Source organism: Rhodococcus sp. PvR044, from assembly GCF_040548995.1.
Taxonomy (GTDB): Bacteria; Actinomycetota; Actinomycetes; order Mycobacteriales; family Mycobacteriaceae; genus Rhodococcus_G; species Rhodococcus_G oryzae.
In genome coordinates, this window is the sequence record NZ_JBEPSX010000018.1 from 1 (window position 1) to 18,112 (window position 18,112).

The 18,112-nt window shown below is 70.2% G+C and carries 17 protein-coding genes; 13 read left to right on the forward strand and 4 right to left on the reverse strand.

Features of this window, described 5'->3' with window-relative positions; genetic code table 11:
- Positions 1-435: 435 nt before the first annotated feature.
- The 3 genes from ABIC28_RS26095 (at position 436) to ABIC28_RS26105 (ending at position 4,039) form a co-directional block, all read left to right on the forward strand.
- Complete coding sequence (locus tag ABIC28_RS26095; RefSeq protein ID WP_354581639.1) at positions 436-1,488, forward strand: C40 family peptidase; 1,053 nt, start codon at positions 436-438, stop codon at positions 1,486-1,488.
- Positions 1,489-1,565: 77 nt separating this feature from the next.
- Positions 1,566-2,852, forward strand: coding sequence for a hypothetical protein (locus ABIC28_RS26100; protein ID WP_502945071.1), 1,287 nt, complete (start codon positions 1,566-1,568; stop codon positions 2,850-2,852).
- Between the two features lie 59 nt (positions 2,853-2,911).
- Entirely contained in the window at positions 2,912-4,039 is a 1,128-nt protein-coding gene (locus ABIC28_RS26105; RefSeq protein ID WP_354581643.1) for a glycosyltransferase family 4 protein, read from the forward strand.
- A 68-nt stretch (positions 4,040-4,107) separates the two neighbouring features.
- Here ABIC28_RS26105 and ABIC28_RS26110 read toward each other — a convergent pair whose 3' ends face one another.
- A complete protein-coding gene (locus ABIC28_RS26110; protein ID WP_354581645.1) occupies positions 4,108-5,907 on the reverse strand; it encodes an AMP-dependent synthetase/ligase in 1,800 nt (599 codons plus the stop codon).
- Between the two features lie 115 nt (positions 5,908-6,022).
- Here ABIC28_RS26110 and ABIC28_RS26115 point away from each other — a divergent pair, with 115 nt between their 5' ends.
- From ABIC28_RS26115 to ABIC28_RS26140, 6 genes are all read left to right on the forward strand, one after another.
- On the forward strand, positions 6,023-6,415 hold the full coding sequence (locus tag ABIC28_RS26115; protein WP_097212152.1) for a polyketide cyclase / dehydrase and lipid transport: 393 nt from the start codon (positions 6,023-6,025) through the stop codon (positions 6,413-6,415).
- Positions 6,416-6,532: 117 nt separating this feature from the next.
- The gene (locus ABIC28_RS26120) at positions 6,533-6,970 is read left to right on the forward strand and encodes an SRPBCC family protein (protein WP_097212153.1); all 438 of its coding nucleotides are present in this window, start codon (positions 6,533-6,535) and stop codon (positions 6,968-6,970) included.
- A gap of 41 nt (positions 6,971-7,011) precedes the next feature.
- On the forward strand, positions 7,012-8,229 hold the full coding sequence (locus ABIC28_RS26125) for an ArsA family ATPase (protein WP_354581687.1): 1,218 nt from the start codon (positions 7,012-7,014) through the stop codon (positions 8,227-8,229).
- A complete protein-coding gene (locus ABIC28_RS26130) occupies positions 8,226-8,618 on the forward strand; it encodes a hypothetical protein (RefSeq protein WP_097212154.1) in 393 nt (130 codons plus the stop codon). Before ABIC28_RS26125 ends, ABIC28_RS26130 begins: the two co-directional genes overlap by 4 nt.
- Positions 8,619-8,620: 2 nt before the next feature.
- Positions 8,621-9,595 (forward strand): ROK family protein, encoded by a 975-nt coding sequence (locus tag ABIC28_RS26135; protein WP_097212155.1) that lies wholly within the window; start codon positions 8,621-8,623, stop codon positions 9,593-9,595.
- 120 nt (positions 9,596-9,715) lie between these two features.
- On the forward strand, positions 9,716-10,453 hold the full coding sequence (locus tag ABIC28_RS26140; RefSeq protein ID WP_097212156.1) for a lysophospholipid acyltransferase family protein: 738 nt from the start codon (positions 9,716-9,718) through the stop codon (positions 10,451-10,453).
- Here the strand turns inward: ABIC28_RS26140 and ABIC28_RS26145 are convergent.
- On the reverse strand, positions 10,450-10,842 hold the full coding sequence (locus ABIC28_RS26145; protein ID WP_269589296.1) for a DUF4240 domain-containing protein: 393 nt from the start codon (positions 10,840-10,842) through the stop codon (positions 10,450-10,452). The two genes, ABIC28_RS26140 and ABIC28_RS26145, sit on opposite strands and share 4 nt — an antisense overlap.
- Positions 10,843-10,872: 30 nt before the next feature.
- On the reverse strand, positions 10,873-12,237 hold the full coding sequence (locus ABIC28_RS26150; RefSeq protein ID WP_420030234.1) for a glycosyltransferase 87 family protein: 1,365 nt from the start codon (positions 12,235-12,237) through the stop codon (positions 10,873-10,875).
- A gap of 63 nt (positions 12,238-12,300) precedes the next feature.
- On the opposite strand from ABIC28_RS26150, the gene ABIC28_RS26155 reads away from it, so the two are divergent.
- The 4 genes from ABIC28_RS26155 to ABIC28_RS26170 all read left to right on the forward strand — a co-directional run bounded on the left by ABIC28_RS26155 (position 12,301) and on the right by ABIC28_RS26170 (position 16,014).
- On the forward strand, positions 12,301-12,792 hold the full coding sequence (locus ABIC28_RS26155; protein ID WP_269589297.1) for a polyadenylate-specific 3'-exoribonuclease AS: 492 nt from the start codon (positions 12,301-12,303) through the stop codon (positions 12,790-12,792).
- Between the two features lie 51 nt (positions 12,793-12,843).
- On the forward strand, positions 12,844-14,229 hold the full coding sequence (locus ABIC28_RS26160) for a class II 3-deoxy-7-phosphoheptulonate synthase (RefSeq protein WP_077041945.1): 1,386 nt from the start codon (positions 12,844-12,846) through the stop codon (positions 14,227-14,229).
- Positions 14,230-14,364: 135 nt separating this feature from the next.
- Positions 14,365-15,123, forward strand: a complete 759-nt coding sequence (locus ABIC28_RS26165; protein ID WP_097212159.1) for a VOC family protein — start codon at positions 14,365-14,367, stop codon at positions 15,121-15,123.
- A 66-nt stretch (positions 15,124-15,189) separates the two neighbouring features.
- Positions 15,190-16,014, forward strand: a complete 825-nt coding sequence (locus ABIC28_RS26170) for an HAD family hydrolase (protein ID WP_269589298.1) — start codon at positions 15,190-15,192, stop codon at positions 16,012-16,014.
- Between the two features lie 9 nt (positions 16,015-16,023).
- On the opposite strand, the gene pknB is transcribed toward ABIC28_RS26170, so the two are convergent.
- Entirely contained in the window at positions 16,024-18,063 is a 2,040-nt protein-coding gene (pknB, locus tag ABIC28_RS26175) for a Stk1 family PASTA domain-containing Ser/Thr kinase (RefSeq protein WP_354581650.1), read from the reverse strand.
- Between the last annotated feature and the right edge of the window lie 49 nt (positions 18,064-18,112).

Sequence of the window (18,112 nt, forward strand, 5' to 3'; positions counted from 1 at the left end):
CCCCGCCCCCCGCGGTGGGGCCCTGGGGGGGGGGGGGCCCCCCCGGCTCGGGCCCCCCCCCCCCCCCCCGGGGGGGGGCCCCCCCCCCGCCCGGGGGGGGGGGCCCCCACCACGTTTTCGTCGGTGGGTCTGCGTCTGTCGCGCGACCCTCGGGGTGAGCGCAAAATGCCTCGGTAGTATGGGTGGACATCGTCGTATGCCATTCCGTAACCTGTCTGAGACCTTCCGAAATCTTGCCGCGTCACCCGGCGTGGCATCGGAGGTCACCACCACGCTGGATCCGGGCGCCGCAGGCGCCGGTCCGGCACCGGGGACGGAGTCGCCGGGGTGCATCTCCCGCTCGGACCTCGGTTCGTGGGGCAGGGCTGATCTTCCCAGCCCGACCCGCCAGCCAATCCGGCCGACGGGCAGTGGAAGAACGGAGTACCAGCTTTCGTGGCGTCACAGAGACTGAAGCGATCCACCAGTGCAGTGCTGGCAACGGGCCTGCTGTCCCTCGCAGCAGTCGTGGTCCCCGCGGGCACCGCAGCCGCGGATCCCGCGCTGGAGAATCCGACAGCCGCGCTCGAGAAGCTCTCCGAACTCTCCCGGACGTCCGAGCAGACCAGCGAGGCGTTGCACAACGCCCAGATCGACCTCGAGTCCAAGACCGCCGTCCAGCGCGACGCCGAGTCCAGGCACGCCGCCGACGAGAACCTGTTGACCGAGGCGAAGGCCAGGATCGCGCAGTTCCAGCCCGCGGTCGACAAGCTCACGACGGCCAGCTACCAGGGCGCCCGCGTCAATCGACTGTTCGCGGTGATGGTCTCCGATTCCCCGCAGCAACTCCTCGACCAGATGTCCACGCTCAGCGTGCTCTCCGAGGACACCGCGGCCCAGGTCGGCCACTTCAAGCAGGCCACCGACGAGGCCGCCAACGCGGCCGAGGCCTCACGCCAGTCCGCCGACGCGGCGCGCACCGCCACCGAGCAGGCCCGGTCGATCAGCGACGACCTGCAGAACAAACAGAGCGACCTGCAGGCCCAGATCGCGCAGGTCACCCAGGCATTCGGCGCGCTCAGCGGTTCGGAGCGGGCCGCCCTCGCGGGTAGCCCGTTCCCTCCCGGATTCGATCCGCAGATCCTGCTCAAGGGGCTCGTGCCCGGGTCGAACTCCGGCGCGCTGCAGGCAGGCCTGACGAAGGTCGGCAAGCCGTATGTCTGGGGCGCCACCGGTCCGGATTCCTTCGACTGCTCCGGCCTGATGGTGTGGGCCTACAAGCAGGTCGGCAAGACGCTGCCGCGTTCGAGCCAGGCCCAGGCCGCGGGCGGGATCCCGGTCTCGCGCTCCGAGCTGCAGCCGGGCGACCTGGTGCTGTTCTACCCCGACATCTCGCACGTCGGCATGTACGCGGGCAACGGCAACATCCTGCACGCGTCCACCTTCGGTGTTCCGGTCAAGGTCGCGCCGATGGACGCGTACCCGTTCTACGGCGCCAGAAGGTACTGAACGGCGTACCGGACGTCCCGCCGCGGCAGCCACGGCGTCGGATCCGGAATTGGGAGGCGGCTGCGCTCGCGGGGTTGCTGCTCGCCGTCGTCGTGGTCGGCGCACTGACGGCCCGGTCGCAGCTGACGGAATCGGAACCGCGTGGCGCCGAGGGCGCCGCCGCCGTCAATCCGTACGAACAGGCGCGCCGCGCGGGCGTTCAGGACCTCCTGAACCGCTGGGCGGGCGCGGTCAGGGCCGGTGACACCGACGCGCTTGCCGCGCTGTTCGACCGCGCCGCTGCGCCCGAGTTCCTCGCCTCCGAGATCCGCCGCAGCGAGCATCTCGCCGCGGTGCCGTTGGCGGACTGGGGCTACGAGATCGGATCCGACCCCGAGACCCCGGTTCCGACGGACCTGGCCGAGCAGCTCGACGCCACCGACGTGTGGGCGGTGCCCGCGTACCTGCGCTACGCCGTCGAGGGCGCCGATGCCGGTTCCACGCGCAAGCCCGTCTCACTGATCGTCGCCAGGCGGGGGGAGAACTGGACCCTGGTTTCCGACCGGTCACTCCCCGAGTACGGACGCCATACCTGGCGGGGCCCTTGGGATTTCGGCCCGGTCGTCGTGCGAGAGGTGGAGACCGGTTCGCACTCGTCGGTGGTGCTCGGTCACTCCGACCAGGAGGAGCTGATCGACGCGATCGCGGCGGACCTCGCGGACGCGGTGTCCTCGGTGACCGAACTGTGGGGCCCCGACTGGTCGCAGCGGGCGCTGGTGGTCGTCAGTTCCTCTCAGGAGGAGTTCATGGAGCAGGTCGGAGCGGACCACAGCGGCTCCGATATCGCCGCGGTCGCGGTCTCGGACGTCGTCGAGCCCGGGTCCGACTCTGCGACGGGCCAGCGCGTCGTGTTCAGCCCGGCCGCGTCGGAGCGACTCGACGAGGACACCCGGCATTCGGTGCTGCGACACGAGCTCACCCACGTGGCCGCCCGCGCCGCGACCACCGACGGATCGCCGATGTGGATGCTGGAGGGGTTCGCCGACTACGCCGGTCACCGCGATGCCGATGCTCCCGTCGGTCGGGCCGCGCCGATTCTGGCGGCGGCGGTCGTCGCGCACGGGCCCCCGACGCGGCTGCCCGTCGACGCGGACTTCATGGCAGGCGGGGAGCGCGCCCAGGCGGCATACGAGCTGGCCTGGTCCGTCTCGGCGTTTGTCGCCGACCGGTTCGACGAGCCGACGCTGCGCGAGCTGTACGTGGACCTGGCGACCGGACCCGTCGACAGCCACGAGCTCGATGTGAAGCTGCACGAGGCCGTCGGGCTCTCCGCGTCCGAGTTCGTGACCGACTGGGGCCGCTGGGTCGCCGAGGGCCTCGACTGAGAGCCGGTCGACCCGACCCTGCGCAGCGGCCCCCCGTGTCCGGCAATTACGGTGAACATATGCGCCGAACCCTGTTGGTGACGAATGACTTTCCGCCCCGACCGGGAGGCATCCAGTCCTACCTCCAGTCCTTTGCGAACGCGCTGCCTGCCGACGAGTTGGTGGTGTACGCCCCGCGCTGGCGGGGTGACAGCCACAAGAAGTTCGACGCGCGTCAGCCGTTCGAGGTGGTCCGCCACCCCACGACGCTGATGCTGCCAACGCCGCTGGTGGCCCGCCGGGCGGCCAAGCTGGTGCGGTCGCGCGAATGCGACAGCGTGTGGTTCGGCGCGGCGGCACCGTTGGCACTGCTCGCCCCCGGGCTGCGCCGGGCAGGCGCCGAGCGGGTAGTGGCCAGCACGCACGGCCACGAGGTCGGCTGGTCGATGCTGCCGGGCGCCAGGCAGGCGCTGCGCCGGATCGGGAACACCACGGACACCGTCACCTTCGTCAGCAAGTACACGCGCGGCCGGTTCGCGTCCGCGTTCGGAGCAGGCGCCGCGCTCGAGCACCTGCCGCCCGGTGTCGACACCGAGGTGTTCCGACCCGACCCGGCGGCAAGGGCGGAGCTGCGGGCGCGATACGGGCTTGGCGATCGCCCGACCGTGCTGTGTCTGTCGCGGCTGGTCCCGCGCAAGGGCCAGGACGTGCTGATCCGGGCGCTGCCGCGGATCCGTGAGTCCATCGACGGCGCGGTGCTCGTCGTCGTCGGCGGCGGCCCGTACCAGGGTCGACTCCACGCGCTGGCCAAGGAGACCGGGATGGCCGAGCACGTGGTGTTCACGGGCACCGTGCCGTCCGCCGAGCTCGCGGCGCACCACACGATCGCCGACGTGTTCGCGATGCCGTGCCGGACCAGGGGAGCGGGCCTCGACGTCGAGGGGCTGGGCATCGTGTTCCTCGAGGCCTCGGCCTCGGGCGTTCCGGTGATCGCGGGTCGATCCGGTGGCGCGCCGGAAACGGTGCGGGAGAACGAGACCGGGCACGTCGTAGACGGGCGGTCGGTCCGGCAGGTGGCCGACTCGGTGATCTCGGTGCTCGCCGATCGCGACCGCGCGGCGGCCATGGGCGCAGCCGGCCGCACGTGGGTGACCGAGCAGTGGCGCTGGGATGCGCTGGCAGCCAAGCTCAGCGGCCTGCTGCACTAGGCGCTGCGCACCCGTGCGTGGTTGACGAGTGCTGGCACTCGTCAACCACGCACAGGCGGCGGAGCCGCCTACTTGGCGTAGATGGCCTCGATGTCGTTCGCGAAGCTCTGGTGGATGACGTTCCGCTTGAGCTTGAGCGTCGGCGTGAGCTCGCCGGTCTCCTCGGTGAAGTCCACCGGCAGGATCCGGTACTTCTTGATCGACTCCGCGTGCGAGACCAACTTGTTGGCCTCCGCGATGGCCGCATCGACCTCGGCGATCAGGTCGGCATCGGCGACCAGATCGGCGACGGTGGCCTCGGCAGGCTTGCTGTTGCGCGCCTTCCAGCCCGTCCACGCGTCGGGGTCGACAGTGATCAGGGCGCCGATGAAGGGCTTCTGGTCGCCGACCACGAGCGCCTGGCTGATCAGCGGGTGCGCGCGGAGCTGGTCCTCGAGCTGCGCGGGCGCGACGTTCTTGCCGCCCGCGGTGACGATGATCTCCTTCTTGCGCCCGGTGATCGTGATGTAGCCCTCGGAGTCGACCGAGCCGAGGTCGCCGGTGTGGAACCAGCCGTCCTCGAGCGCCTCGGCGCTGGCCGCCTCGTTGCGCCAGTAGCCACCGAAGACCACCGGCCCGGAGAGCAGGATCTCGCCGTCCTCGGCGATGCGAACCGCGTTGCCGGCCAACGGCCTTCCGACGCTGCCCACCTTCTGGCCGCCCGGCGTGTTCACCGCCACCGCCGCGGTCGTCTCGGTCAGGCCGTAGCCCTCGAAGATCGTCACGCCGATGCCACGGAAGAAGTGGCCGAGGCGGGCACCGAGCGGGGCGCCGCCGGAGATGGCGAGCTGGCACTGGCCGCCGAGCGCGGCACGCAGCTTGGAGTACACCAGCTTGTCGAACACCGCGTGCTTGACCTTGAGGCCGAAGCCGGCACCGCCGGTGTCCTTGGCCTCGCTCCACTCGACCGCGGTCTCGGCGGCCTTGTCGAAGATCTTGCCCTTGCCCTCGGCGTGCGCCTTCTGGCGGGCGGTGTTGAAGACCTTCTCGAACACGCGCGGCACCGACAGGATGAAGTCGGGCTTGAACGTGCCGAAGGTCGGGACCAGGTTCGGGATGTCGGAGGTGTGGCCGACGGTGGCGCCCGCGTCGAAGGCCGCGAGGGAGACCGCGCGGGCGAGCACGTGTGCCAGCGGCAGGAACATCAGGGTGCGACGGCCCGGGCGCAGCAGCTCGCCGAATCCGGAGGTGCTGATGCCGCGCGACTCGGCGATGAGGTTGGAGTGGGTGAGCTGGCAGCCCTTCGGGCGACCGGTGGTGCCGGAGGTGTAGATCAGGGTCGCGGGGTCGGTCGCCTTGAGCGCGTCGGCGCGGGACCGGACCTCGTCGTCGCTGACATCGGCGCCGAGCGCGATCAGCTCCGCCACCGCTCCCGGCGTGCCCTCGATCTGCAGCATCTTGCGCAGGGCCGGGGACTCGGCCGCGACCTGCTCGAGTGCCTTCGTGTGGCCGTCGTTCTCGACGAACAGCGCGACGGCGGCGGAATCCTCGAGGATCCACCGCACCTGCTCGGCCGCGGAGGTCTCGTAGACCGGCACGGTGACGCCGCCCGAGGCCCAGATCGCGAAGTCGATCAGCTGCCACTCGAACCGGGTCGAGGACATCAGGGCGACCCGATCGCCTGGCTGCACGCCGAATGCGATCAGGCCCTTGGCGAGGGCGGTGACCTGGTCCGCGAACTCGGCCGCGGACACATCGGTCCACGTGCCGCCGGTCAGCCGGGTGAAGACGGCCAGGTCGGGTGTGTTCGCCGCATGGGTGAACACCGAGTCGACGGCGGACGCGTCCTCAGGGATGGTGAATGTTGACGGAACGCTGAATTCACGCACGAAGACCTCCGGCACTGCGGTGTACTGACGAGTAGGTTTTGCTGCGGTTCCACTTTAACCCGTGCTGATCGGCCCTGGCCCGCACCCGCCGCGCGGAGTGTGTGAAGCTAATCCGGTGAGCAGCATTCAGGTCTCGGACCAGACCTTCATCGCGGCGCCGCCGGCATCGGTCGCGGAGTCGATCGGCGTGGTGTCGAAATGGCGCCGCTGGTGGCCGGATCTCCAGATCAGCGTGCGGGAGGACCGAGGCGAGAAGGGGATTCGCTGGACGGTCACGGGCGCGCTGACCGGAACCATGGAGGTCTGGCTGGAGCCGGAGCTCGACGGCACGATCGTGCACTACTTCCTGCACGCCGAGCCGACCGGCGCCGGTCCAGCGGAACTGGCCGAGCTCGATCTCGGGGCCCTCACCCGGGCGCGCCGCGTGGCGGGCAAGGTGATGGCCTTCGGCACCAAGCGCGAGCTCGAGGCCGGTCGGCCTGCCGGAGAGTCGCCGACCCCCAGGTGATCGCCCGCCGACGGTGTCGCGCGGTGCGGCCGGTCGTTGTGCGCGCACATCTGTTTCGTGTGTGATGGGTTCGAGTGCCTTCGTGGCTGTCCTGGAGTGAAAGGAAGCGTTGGTCGTATGGCCGACAAGACCAAGAGGTCGATCAGCATCGCCGCTCCGTCGGGTCGGGTGATGGACGTGATCGCCGATTACGACGCGTACCCCGAGTGGGTGGCCGCGGCGAAGTCAGTCGAGGTGCTCGCCCGCGGGGCGAACGGTCGCGCGCGGCGGGTCCGGTTCGTGCTGGATGCCGGGATGGTCAAGGACACCTACGAACTCGACTTCGACTGGGCGCCGGACGGAAAGTCCGTGCGCTGGTCGCTGGCCTCCGCCGAGATCCAGAAGTCGCAGGACGGCTCGTACACCCTCGAGGACCAGCCGGACGGGACCACCACGGTCACCTACGAGCTGACCGTCGACCTGAACATCCCGATGATCGGGCTGTTCAAACGCAAGGCCGAGAAGGCGATCACCGACACCGCCCTCAAGGAATTGAAGAAGAGGGTCGAAGGCTGACCGGGCGCGGCTCCGATGCGAACACCCAGGTCCGGTTCTTCATCGGAAAGGGTGGCGTCGGGAAGACGACACTGGCGGCCGCGACCGCGATTGCGCTGGCGCGCACCGGAGACCGCGTCCTGCTCATCTCGCTCGATCGCGCGCACTCGCTGACCGAGGTGCTCGCGCTGGAGGGCGCGGCCGCAGCGGCGGGTACCGGTGTCCTCGCCGTGGCCGACGGCTTCGACGCGCTCGAGCTCGACACCCTGACCCTGCTCGAGGATCGACTGGTCGCGCTGTCGGCCCTGATCCCCAGCGGCACCGATCACGAGCACGGTTCTGCGCTGTCGCTGCCCGACCCGCAGGAACTGACCGGACTGCCCGGTGCCGAGGAGTTGCTCGGGCTGGCCGAGGTGGCCCGGCTCGCGCAGGGAGGGGACTGGGACGCCGTGCTGGTCGACTGCCCGCCGACCGGGGAACTGCTGCGCCTGCTGACGGTTCCGGACATGGTGCACGACTATCTCGAGCGGATCTGGCCCCGATACCTCAGGGCGACGGTGCCGCCGGGAGCGCAGCGCTGGCAGGCGATTGCCGCGCTGCTGGTCGACCGTCTCAGTGACTTCACGCTGCCGGTCCGGGCGATGCTCACCGACCGGCAGAACACCTGTGCGCGAATGGTGCTCACCGCGGATGCGGTCGGCGTGGCCGAGGCGCGGCGAACCGCGGCGGCGATGTCCGTGCTCGGCGTGCGAGTCGACGGCTTGATCGTGAACAGGATTCTGCCGCAACATGATCCGGTCCCGGCCAAGGGCGTGGACCATCCGGCTCTGCGCTGGTATGCGGAGCGAGCGGAGCGTGAGCGTGTGCAGCTGGATTCGCTGGCGGGCTCGCTCGGCGGGCTGCCGGTCCGCACGGCCGACGAGAACGCCCTCGAGCCGGTAGGGTTTGACTCTCTCGCCGCGCTCGCCGATGCGCTGTATCCGGCCGGGGTCGATCCGCTGACCGCCGCGGACGACGATTCGGCGGGGGCGAGGGTGGAACTGGAGTCAGGGTCGGGGGTGGAATCGGTGTACGCGCTGCGACTGCGCATGCCCCTGGTAGACCCGTCCACGCTGACCCTCGGCAGGGTCGAGGACGACCTGGTGGTCGGCGCGGCAGGGGTCCGGCGCAGGGTCAGGCTGGCGTCCGTGCTCCGGCGCTGCACCACGGTCGGCGCCCAGTTCGAGGACGGCGATCTCGTCGTCCGGTTCCGCCCCGATCCGCAGGTCTGGCCGCTGTGAGCGACGATCACGCGGACCTGGTCGCCGAGCTGCGGGCGCTCACACATGCGGCGTTCGATCGGCTGGAACCGCTGCTGCAGAAGGCGTCCGAGGCCGCCGCTGCCGCCGCGAACCCCGACGGCGGCGAGCCGGGGCCATACGGGTGCAGTTGGTGCCCGGTGTGTGCGCTTGCGGCGCTGGCCCGAGGCGAGCAGCACGACCTGATCACGCTGCTCGGTTCGCAGGCGGCGGTGCTGCTCGCACTGCTCCGGCAGATCCTGGACGAGCACGGGGCGCATCCCGACCCCGACGGTGGGCCCGACGGATCGACGGCCGCTCCTGGCGCGCAGGCGCAGGGTGCTCGCCCGAAGTTCGTCCCGATCTCGGTTCAGGTCGAGCACAATCGTTGACCATGGGCACGCGCACCGGCGGTCGGACCGCACTCACGATCGGTATCGACGTCGGCGGAACCAGCATCAGGGCGGCGGTCGTCGATGCCGACGGTCAGGTGCTCGACTCGACGTTCGCGCCGACTCCGCGGTCTGCGCAGGCGCTGGAGGACGGGCTCGACCGCGCGGTCCGGGAGCTCTGCGGGCGGCACGAGATCGTCGGCGTCGGCCTCGCGGTGGCGGGCTTCATCACCCCGGACCGGTCCACGGTGCGCTTCGCGCCGCACCTGCCGTGGGTGGACGCACCGGTCGCGCGCGACCTCAGCGATCGCCTCGGCATGCCGGTGATCCTCGAGCACGACGCCAATGCGGCTGCCTGGGCGGAGTACCGGTTCGGCGCCGCGGCAGGCGGGCAGAACGTGTTGATGATGTCGATCGGGACCGGGATCGGTGCGGGACTGCTGATCGGCGGCGAGCTCTACCGGGGTAGCCACGGGGTGGCACCCGAGCTCGGGCACGTACAGGTGATGTCCGGCGGCCGCCCCTGCGCCTGCGGCAAGCGCGGCTGTTGGGAGCGGTATTGCAGCGGCACCGCCCTCGTCGACACCGCGATCGAGTTGCTGGCCGCCAATCCGGCCGAGTCGACGGTCCTGGCGCGCGAGGTGGCGGGGAACCCGGGGGGCCTGACCGGTCGCCGGGTGGCGGGCGCGGCACAGGACGGCGACAAGGTCGCGATGGCGACGATGGCGGAGTTCGCGCGCTGGTTGGGCGTCGGGCTCGCGATGGTGAGCGATGTCTACGACCCCGACCTCGTGGTGATCGCCGGTGGCGTCGCCAGTTCGGCGCCGCTCTTCCTCGACGACGCGCGTGAGCACTACGCCACCCTCATCACCGGGTCCGGACATCGTCCACTGGCCCGGATCAGGCCGACCCAGCTCGGCGAGGCGGCGGGGATGATCGGTGCGGCCGAACTCGCTCGCACGGAACTGGAATCCTGACCGGCTCGCGCGGGCACCGGTGGCCGGGGTGCCCCTCCGGTGGACCACATGCACCGGCCGTGAGTACAGTCATCACACGAGAAACATAGCGTGAGCACGGATGACTTCGGGAAGGGTGCCATGTGGTACTGGCTGGTCAAATACATTTTTCTCGGACCGATCCTGCTGGTGCTCGGGCGCCCGACTATCGAAGGCGCCGAACACATTCCGAGTGATGGTCCGGCGATTCTCGCCAGCAATCACCAGGCCGTGATGGACTCGTTCTACCTGCCACTGCGCTCGCCGCGCCGGATCACTTTCCTGGCCAAGAGCGAGTACTTCACCGGCACCGGACTCAAGGGCCGATTCCAGCGGTGGTTCTTCTCCGCGGTCGGCCAGGTGCCGATCGACCGGACCGGCGCCGATGCTGCGCAGGACGCGCTCAATGCGGGCATGAAGGTGCTCGGCGACGGCAAGCTGCTTGGGATCTACCCCGAGGGCACCCGTTCCCCGGACGGCCGGTTGTACAAGGGCAAGACCGGCATGGCGCGGATGGCGCTGCAGTCCGGCGTCCCGGTCATCCCGGTCGCGATGATCGGTACCGACAAGCTCAACCCGATCGGCTCGCGCTTTCCACGTTTCGCGAAGATCGTGATCAAGGTCGGCGAGCCGATCGACTTCTCGCGCTTCAACGGCATGGGTGGGAACCGCTTCGTCGAGCGCGCGGTCACCGACGAGGTCATGTACAAGCTGATGGCGCTCTCCGGTCAGGAGTACGTCGACATCTACGCGGCCACGCTCAAGAACAAGCCCGCCGAGACGGCGGCGCCCGCACCCGCGCCCGCCGCCGACCGGATCCCGGACACCCGGGCGAGCTAGATCAGGTCCAGCGGCTCCCCGAACCGGTGAAAGTAGACCTCGTAGGCGAGCCCGCCGAGGTTGGCTGGATCACCGACGTCGACGTGTGCCGGCATCCGGCTACGCCCTGCGAGGACCGCTTCGTATGTCACGCGCCCCTGGCTGACGACCCAGTGCGCCGCGTCTTCGAGGCCGTCTTCAGACTCGTCGGGCCCGAGATCCGACCGATATGGCTCGTCCTGTAGCTCGGCGGCGAAGTCCAGGAACAGATCCTGGAACGTGTGGACGGCGCCCTTCGGCAGTCGTCCGAGAATTTCACGAAGGTGATCACGGCTCCGCGAGGCCTCCTCTATGACTTCCCAGAACCAGTCGACGTCCGAATCCCCGTCGTGACGATCGTCGTCAGCCATTGCCCTCTCCCAATCTTCCAGACGAGCGGGCTAGGCCACCGGGGCAGGCACTCGCGACGGCTCGTCCGCGGCGATCCGTGAGGACCTGCCGGTGACGCCCACCGCGGCGACCAGCACCAGCGTCACCACTCCCCACCACACGTACGACGAGGCCAGGAACTGATCCCACAACGGCCAGCCGAGGCCGCTGGTCCGGCCGGGGGCCAGTCGCCAGTGTGGGGCCACCACGAACAGCGCCACTCCCGCGGCGACCCATAGCGCCCAGCCGAGGCTGCGACGCGTGTAGGCGAGGTGCCCCAGGATCAGCAGGGTCGGGACCACCCACACCCAATGGTGTGACCACGACACCGGGGAGACCAGGAGTCCGAACAGCGCCGTCATGGTGAGCGCGAGGGCGGGCATGCCCGCGGCCAGCGCTCGGCGTGCGGCCAGCACGGTGACGATCAGAACCGCCGCGCTCGCCAGGATCCACAGCGGGGTCCGGATCGAGGGGTCGAGGCCGAGTCGGGCCAGCATGCCGGTGATCGACTGGTTGGCGGGGTAGGCGGGCCTGCCGATGCGGTTGGAGTCGATGAGGGTATCGGTCCAGTACTGCTTGGAATCGGTGAACGAGACCGCGAAGCCGATTGCGCTGCCTGCGACGAAACTCACGGCGGTGACCACCGCGGCCCGGAAGTCCTTGCGCAGCAGGAAGTAGAGCACGAACACCGCGGGCGTGAGTTTGACCGCGGCGACGAGACCGACCAGCGCGCCGCGCGGCCACGGCGTCTTCTTGAGCAGGCAGTCGGCGGCGACCAGGGCCATCAGCACGATGTTGATCTGGCCGTAGTCGAGGGTGGAGTACACCGGCTCGAGCAGCAGCGCCCCGGCGAACGCCGCCCCGGCGATCCACAGCATGGTGCGTTCCGGCAGGACGCCGATGGAGGTGAGGGTCACGACCACGGTCGCGAAGAGCAGCAGCAGGGAGAGCACTGTCAGGGCGATGCTGGCCTCGCCGAGGCTGATCGCGGACATCGGACTGAACACGATCGCGGCGAGCGGGGGATAGGTGAACGGCAGCGACTTGCCGAGTGCGGTCGGCGGCATCGGACCGTAGAGCGCGACGCCGTTCGCCAGCGCGGTGCCGCCGATGCGGTACACGTCGAGGTCGATCCGGTAGTAGCTGCCGATCTGCCGCAGGCCGGGGAACCCGACGAGGTTGTAGATCACGCCGATGGCAGCGGCGATCAGGATGCACACGCGGGCCGCGGGGGCGGCGACGATGCGCCGGATACCCGCGCCCCGGCCGGCCGGCTCTCGATCGGCGTCGTCCGCCGCTGGTGCCGCCGTTGTGTCGGCTTCTGGTGTGTCGGTGCTCACGTGGTCGCTGGGAGCGGTCTGATCCTGGCCAGGCACCAATTGTCCTTCGGGTCGGGGGCGGTGGTCGTGGGGAAGTGCCGGGCGGCATAGTCTGCCCGGGTGCGCTACTTCTACGACTGCGAGTTCATCGAGGATGGTCGCACAATCGACCTGGTTTCGATCGGCGTGGCCGCCGAGGACGGCAGAGAGTTCTATGCCGTCTCCACCGAGTTCGACCCCACGAAGGCGGGGAAGTGGGTGCGAGCCAACGTCCTGCCGAAGCTCCCGCAGCCGTCCTCGCCGTTGTGGCGCTCGCGCACCCAGATCCGCGACGACCTGCTCAAGTTCCTCGTTCCGCGCCCCGGGGTCACGCCGGAGCTGTGGGCCTGGATCGCGGCATACGACCACGTCGCGCTCTGCCAGTTGTGGGGGGACATGACCGCGCTGCCGCGCTCGCTGCCGCGGTTCACCCGTGAGTTGCGCCAGTACTGGGAGGACAGCGGGTCGCCCGCGTTGCCGTCCGCTCCGGCCGACGCGCACGACGCGCTGGCCGACGCCAGGCACAACCTGGTCAAGTACGAGGCGATCCGCGCGGCACTCGCGATTCGCTGACTTATCGGCCCCTTTGCGTGTCGCGTTCGACAGAGCGAATATCCTGTACTGGTGAACTGGACTGTCGACGTTCCGATCGACCGCTTGCCCGAACTCCCGCCGCTGCCCGCTGCGATGCGCCAGAAGCTCGATGAGGCGCTGAGCAAGCCCGCCGCCCAGCAGCCGAACTGGCCCGAGGACCGGGCCGCCGCGATGCGTACCGTGCTCGAGAGCGTGCCGCCGATCACGGTCGCGAGCGAGGTGGAGGCGCTGCAGAACAACCTCGCCGAGGTCGCCCGCGGCGAGGCGTTCCTGCTCCAGGGCGGTGACTGCGCGGAGACGTTCGCGGACAACACCGAGCCGCACATCAAGGGCAACATCCGCACCCTGCTGCAGATGGCCGTCGTGCTCACCTACGGGGCGAGCCTGCCGGTCGTCAAGGTCGCGCGGATCGCGGGCCAGTACGCCAAGCCGCGCTCGTCGAACATCGACTCGCTCGGGCTGCAGTCCTACCGGGGCGACATGGTGAACTCGCTCGTCGCCGAGGAATCGGTGCGGGTCCACGACCCGTCCCGCCTGGTCCGCGCGTACGCGAACGCGAGCGCGGCGATGAACCTCGTCCGCGCGCTCACCGGTGCCGGCATGGCGGACCTGCACAAGGTGCACGACTGGAACCGGGAGTTCGTCGCGTCGTCGCCCGCCGGCGCCCGGTACGAGGCGCTCGCCGCCGAGATCGACCGAGGCCTGCAGTTCATGAACGCATGCCGGGTCACGGATCCGAGCCTGCACCAGGCACAGATCTTCGCCAGCCACGAGGCGCTCGTCCTCGACTACGAGCGGGCGATGCTGCGGCTCGACAACGACGACGACCACCCGAAGCTGTACGACCTGTCGGCGCACTTCCTGTGGATCGGCGACCGGACCCGGCAGCTCGACGGCGCGCACATCGCGTTCGCCGAGATGCTCGCGAACCCGATCGGTCTCAAGATCGGCCCGAGTACGACCCCCGAGATGGCGGTCGAGTACGTCGAGCGGCTCGACCCGACCAACAAGCCCGGCCGGCTCACCCTGATCTCGCGGATGGGCAACGGCAAGGTGCGCGACCTGTTGCCCGCGATCATCGAGAAGGTGCAGGCCACCGGTCACCAGGTGATCTGGCAGTGCGACCCGATGCACGGCAACACCCACGAGGCGTCCACCGGCTACAAGACCCGCCACTTCGACCGGATCGTCGACGAGGTGCAGGGCTTCTTCGAGGTGCACAACGGACTGGGCACCCACCCGGGCGGCATCCACGTCGAACTGACCGGCGAGAACGTCACCGAGTGCCTCGGCGGCGCGCAGGACATTTCCGACCTGGACCTGTCGGGCCGCTACGAGACCGCGTGCGACCCGCGACTCAACACCCAGCAGTCCCTCGAACTGGCCTTCCTCGTGGCGGAGATGCTTCGCGGCTGAGCCGTCGGATTCCGCAGAGCGGCCCGTACCCTGCCCGGGTGCGGGCCGCTCCGCGTCTGGCACCGGTGTCGGTGGCCGGCGATACGGTTGGTGCGATCGAATCGAGTACCCAACCATCGCAGTGAGGGACACATCATGAAGATCACCGAACCGACGCTGGGGACCCCGTGTTGGGCCGAACTCGGCACGACCGATGTCGCGGCGGCCGGACAGTTCTATGGCGGCCTGCTCGGCTGGAAGCCGGAGACGGATCCGAACCCGGAAGCGGGCGGCTACACGATGATGCTGCTCGATCAGGACCCGGTGGCCGCCGCCAGCCCGCTCTATCAGGAGGGCCAGCCCGTCGCGTGGACGGCCTCGATCGCGGTGGCCGACGTGGATGCGACCGCGCGAGCGGCCACGGAGGCAGGAGGTTCGGTGATCGCCGAGCCGATGGACGTGTTCGATCTGGGCCGTTTCGCGGTGCTCGCCGACCCGGCGGGTGCGGTCATCTCGATCTGGCAGGGCCGCAAGTTCCAGGGCGCGGCCAGGCTGAACGAGACCGGGGCGCTGTGCTGGATCGAGCTGCGTACCCGGGACACCGCGGGGGCGATCGAGTTCTACCGCACCGTGTTCGGCTGGACGGTCACCGCAGGTGACGGTTACACCCAGTGGGGCCTCGGCGGCACCGACTTCGGCGGCATGATGGCGATGGGTGAGGACTTCCCGGAGGGCATTCCGCCGCACTGGGCGCTGTACTTCGGCGTGGACGATGTCGACGCCGCGGTCGAGAGGGCGACGGGTCTCGGCGGCGCCGTGCACGTGCCGGGCACCGACATCCCCGAGACCGGCCGGTTCGCGGTCCTGACGGACCCACAGGGCGGCGCGTTCGCGGTCTTCCGCCCGCAGGACTGAGCTGGGCGCGGCAGGCCCGATGGGCGGGCCTGCCGCGCGCGGGCTGCGGCTGGCATCATGGCGGAAGTGACTCGTATTCGACTCGTCGCCACCGATCTCGACGGCACCCTGCTGCGGTCGGACCGCACGATCTCACGCCGGACGGCCGCGGCGATGGCGGCGGCGGGGGAGTCCGGGATCGAGATCGTGTGGGCGACCGCGCGAGCCCGCCATTCCGTCCACGAACTCGCGCTCGACTGCGGCTTTCGCGGCAGGGCGATCTGTGCCAACGGCGCGGTCGTTCTCGACCTCGCGGACGGCAGTGCCCTCGTCACCGCGACGACGTCGATCACGACGGATGCGGCGACGACGGCGATGGTTCGGGTGCGGTCGCTCATGCCGGGGGTGGTGTTCGCGAATGTCGGACCGACGAGTTTCGTCGCCGAACCCGAGTACGCCGCGCTGTGCGAATTCGCCGATCATCACCGGCACCCGCACGAGATGGCACTCTCGGAGCTATTGCCCGCGCTGGACGAGCCGATGGTGAAGATCGTGGTGCGGCACCCCGAGGTGTCCAGCGCGGAGTTGTACCGCGCCGCTGTGGCGGCAGGGGTCGACGGCGTCGAACTGACCCATTCGGGCGCGCCCTACCTCGAGATGGCCCCGTCGGGGGTGTCGAAGGCCAGTGCCCTCGCGGACCTGTGCTCGACCGGCGGGATCGAGGCGCACGAGGTCGCCGTCGCGGGTGACGGGATCAACGACGTCCCGATGCTGGCGTGGGCGGGGACCGCCCTGTGCCCGTCGAACGCGCTGCCGGAGGTGAGGGCGCTGGCCGACCGCGTCCTGGCCGGCAACGACGAGGACGGCGTCGCCCGCTACCTCGAGGAACTCGTGGGGGCGCCCGGTCGGTGAGCGGCCGGGTCAGGGCACCGCGACCAGCGACACCGTGGTGCCTGCCTCGACCCGTGTTCCGGGTCCGGGGCTCTGGGTGAGGACCAGCGACCGGTCGGAGTCGGTGACCTGCCTGATCTGTGGCACCAGGCCGAGGCCGGTCAGCTCATCGCGGGCCGAGCCCACCGTGCGCCCGAGCATCGAGGGCAGCCGGACCGCGGTCGAGACGATCAGCGTGACGCTCGATCCCGCTCCGACCTCCGTGCCGGTCGACGGGTCGGTACCGATCACGTCGCCGCCGTCGACGCCGCTGTCGAACTCTTCGCGGGTCTCGCCGACGGTGATCCCGACGGCGTCAAGGGCGGCCCTGGCCTCATCGGCGGATTTGCCGCGCACGTCCGGCATCCGGACCGGCGGCGAACCCTTGCTCCGGATCATCTGGACCTGTGACCCGACGTCGAGCACCGTGCCCGGTCCCGGCTTCAGCGCCGCCACACCGCCATTGGGCACCTTGGTGCTGAAGGCCTCACCGCCCTCGACGGGCACGAAGGTGCGCTCGCGCAGCACCCGGTCCACCTGATCCGGGTCGCCGCCCGCGGGCAGCTCGGGGACCGCGGGCCTGCCGAGCGACACCAGCAGGGCCACCACCGACTCCTTCGGCACCCGGGACCCGGCGGCGGGATCGGTGCCGAGCAGGGTGTCGACCGGGGCGCTGTTCGAGTACTCCCCGCGGATCTCGGTGCTCAGCCCGGCGGCTTCGATCGTCGAGGTCGCCGAGGCGCGGTCAAGGCCGTCGATGGCGGGCACCGCCGCGTACCGGCCGGACCCCATCCACCACCCGCCGAATCCGACCGCGACCCCGAGCAGCAGGATCACCAGCAGCCACACCATGATCGTGCGCCGCGAGCGCTGACGCTCGGCCGCGAAATCGGGGAACTCGTACTGGGCCGGGTCGCGACGGTGCTGCCGTGTCGCGCCGGGGTCCACCTCCGGCTGCGGGAACTCCGGCTGGCGCGCGGTCAGGTCGGTGACCACCTTGGTCGGCTGCGGGCCGGCGTGCTGGATGCCGGGGTGCACCGCGGTCGGGGCGGCCGACGCCAGTGCCGTCGTCGCGTCGTTCGGTCCGGCCGTGGTCGCGGCGGGCGGCGGCAGCGCGCCCGCGACCTGCATGGCCGCGCTGAGGTGCTGCGCGGATCGTCTCGGGGCGGGTACCCGGTAGGCGGGCAACTGCAGTTGCCGGCTCACCGAACGCAGCGCCGCCGACATCTCGCCCGCGTTCGTGAATCGTTCCTCGGGGTCACGGGCGGTGGCCTCGAGCACCAGCTGGTCGAACTCCGGCGGCACCCCCTGGATCTGGGAACCCGGGCTGGGTACGTCGGCGTTGATTCGCTGATAGGCGATCGAGAGCGAGGTGTCGCCGGTGAACGGCGTTCGGCCGGTGAGCATTTCGAACAGCAACACACCGGTCGCGTACACGTCGCTGCGGGCGTCGGCGTTGCCGGTGGTGACCTGCTCGGGGGAGAGGTAGGCGGCGGTACCGAGGATCACGCTGCTGGAGGTGGCGTTGGATCCGGCGACCGCGCGAACCAGACCGAAGTCGGCGATCTTGACCTCGCCCGAGTCGGAGATCAGCACGTTCTCCGGCTTGATGTCGCGGTGCACCAGGCCGGCGCGGTGCGCGACCGCGAGCGCGTCGAGCACCGGTCCGGTGACCGCGGCCGCGGCGTGCGGTGGCATCGGGCCGCGCTCGCGCAGCAGCTCGCGCAGCGTCCCGCCCGCGACCAGCTCCATCACCAGGAACGCGTGTTCGCCGTCGACGCCCTGGTCGTACACGGCGACCAGCCCGGGATGGGTCAACCGGGCCACCGCGCGGGCCTCGAACTCGAAGCGGGCGACGAATTGGGGGTCCTGAGCGAACTTCGGGTCCATGACCTTGATCGCGACCGGCCGGTCGAGCCGCATGTCGAGGCCGCGGTAGACCATCGACATCCCGCCGCGCGCGATCGGGGAGTCCACCCGATAGCGGCGGTCGAGCAGTGTGCCGATCAGCGCCTGATCTCCTGGCCCCACCCGCGCTTACCCCGTTTCTCTTCTACTCGGTGATTCACCGCAGCAGTTT

Coding starts and splice junctions, on each gene's coding strand:
- ABIC28_RS26105 (WP_354581643.1), top strand. CDS start 2,912: ATGCGCCGAACCCTGTTGGTGACGAATGACTTTCCGCCCCGACCGGGA.
- ABIC28_RS26120 (WP_097212153.1), top strand. CDS start 6,533: ATGGCCGACAAGACCAAGAGGTCGATCAGCATCGCCGCTCCGTCGGGT.
- ABIC28_RS26135 (WP_097212155.1), top strand. CDS start 8,621: ATGGGCACGCGCACCGGCGGTCGGACCGCACTCACGATCGGTATCGAC.
- ABIC28_RS26140 (WP_097212156.1), top strand. CDS start 9,716: ATGTGGTACTGGCTGGTCAAATACATTTTTCTCGGACCGATCCTGCTG.
- ABIC28_RS26145 (WP_269589296.1), bottom strand. CDS start 10,842: ATGGCTGACGACGATCGTCACGACGGGGATTCGGACGTCGACTGGTTC.
- ABIC28_RS26165 (WP_097212159.1), top strand. CDS start 14,365: ATGAAGATCACCGAACCGACGCTGGGGACCCCGTGTTGGGCCGAACTC.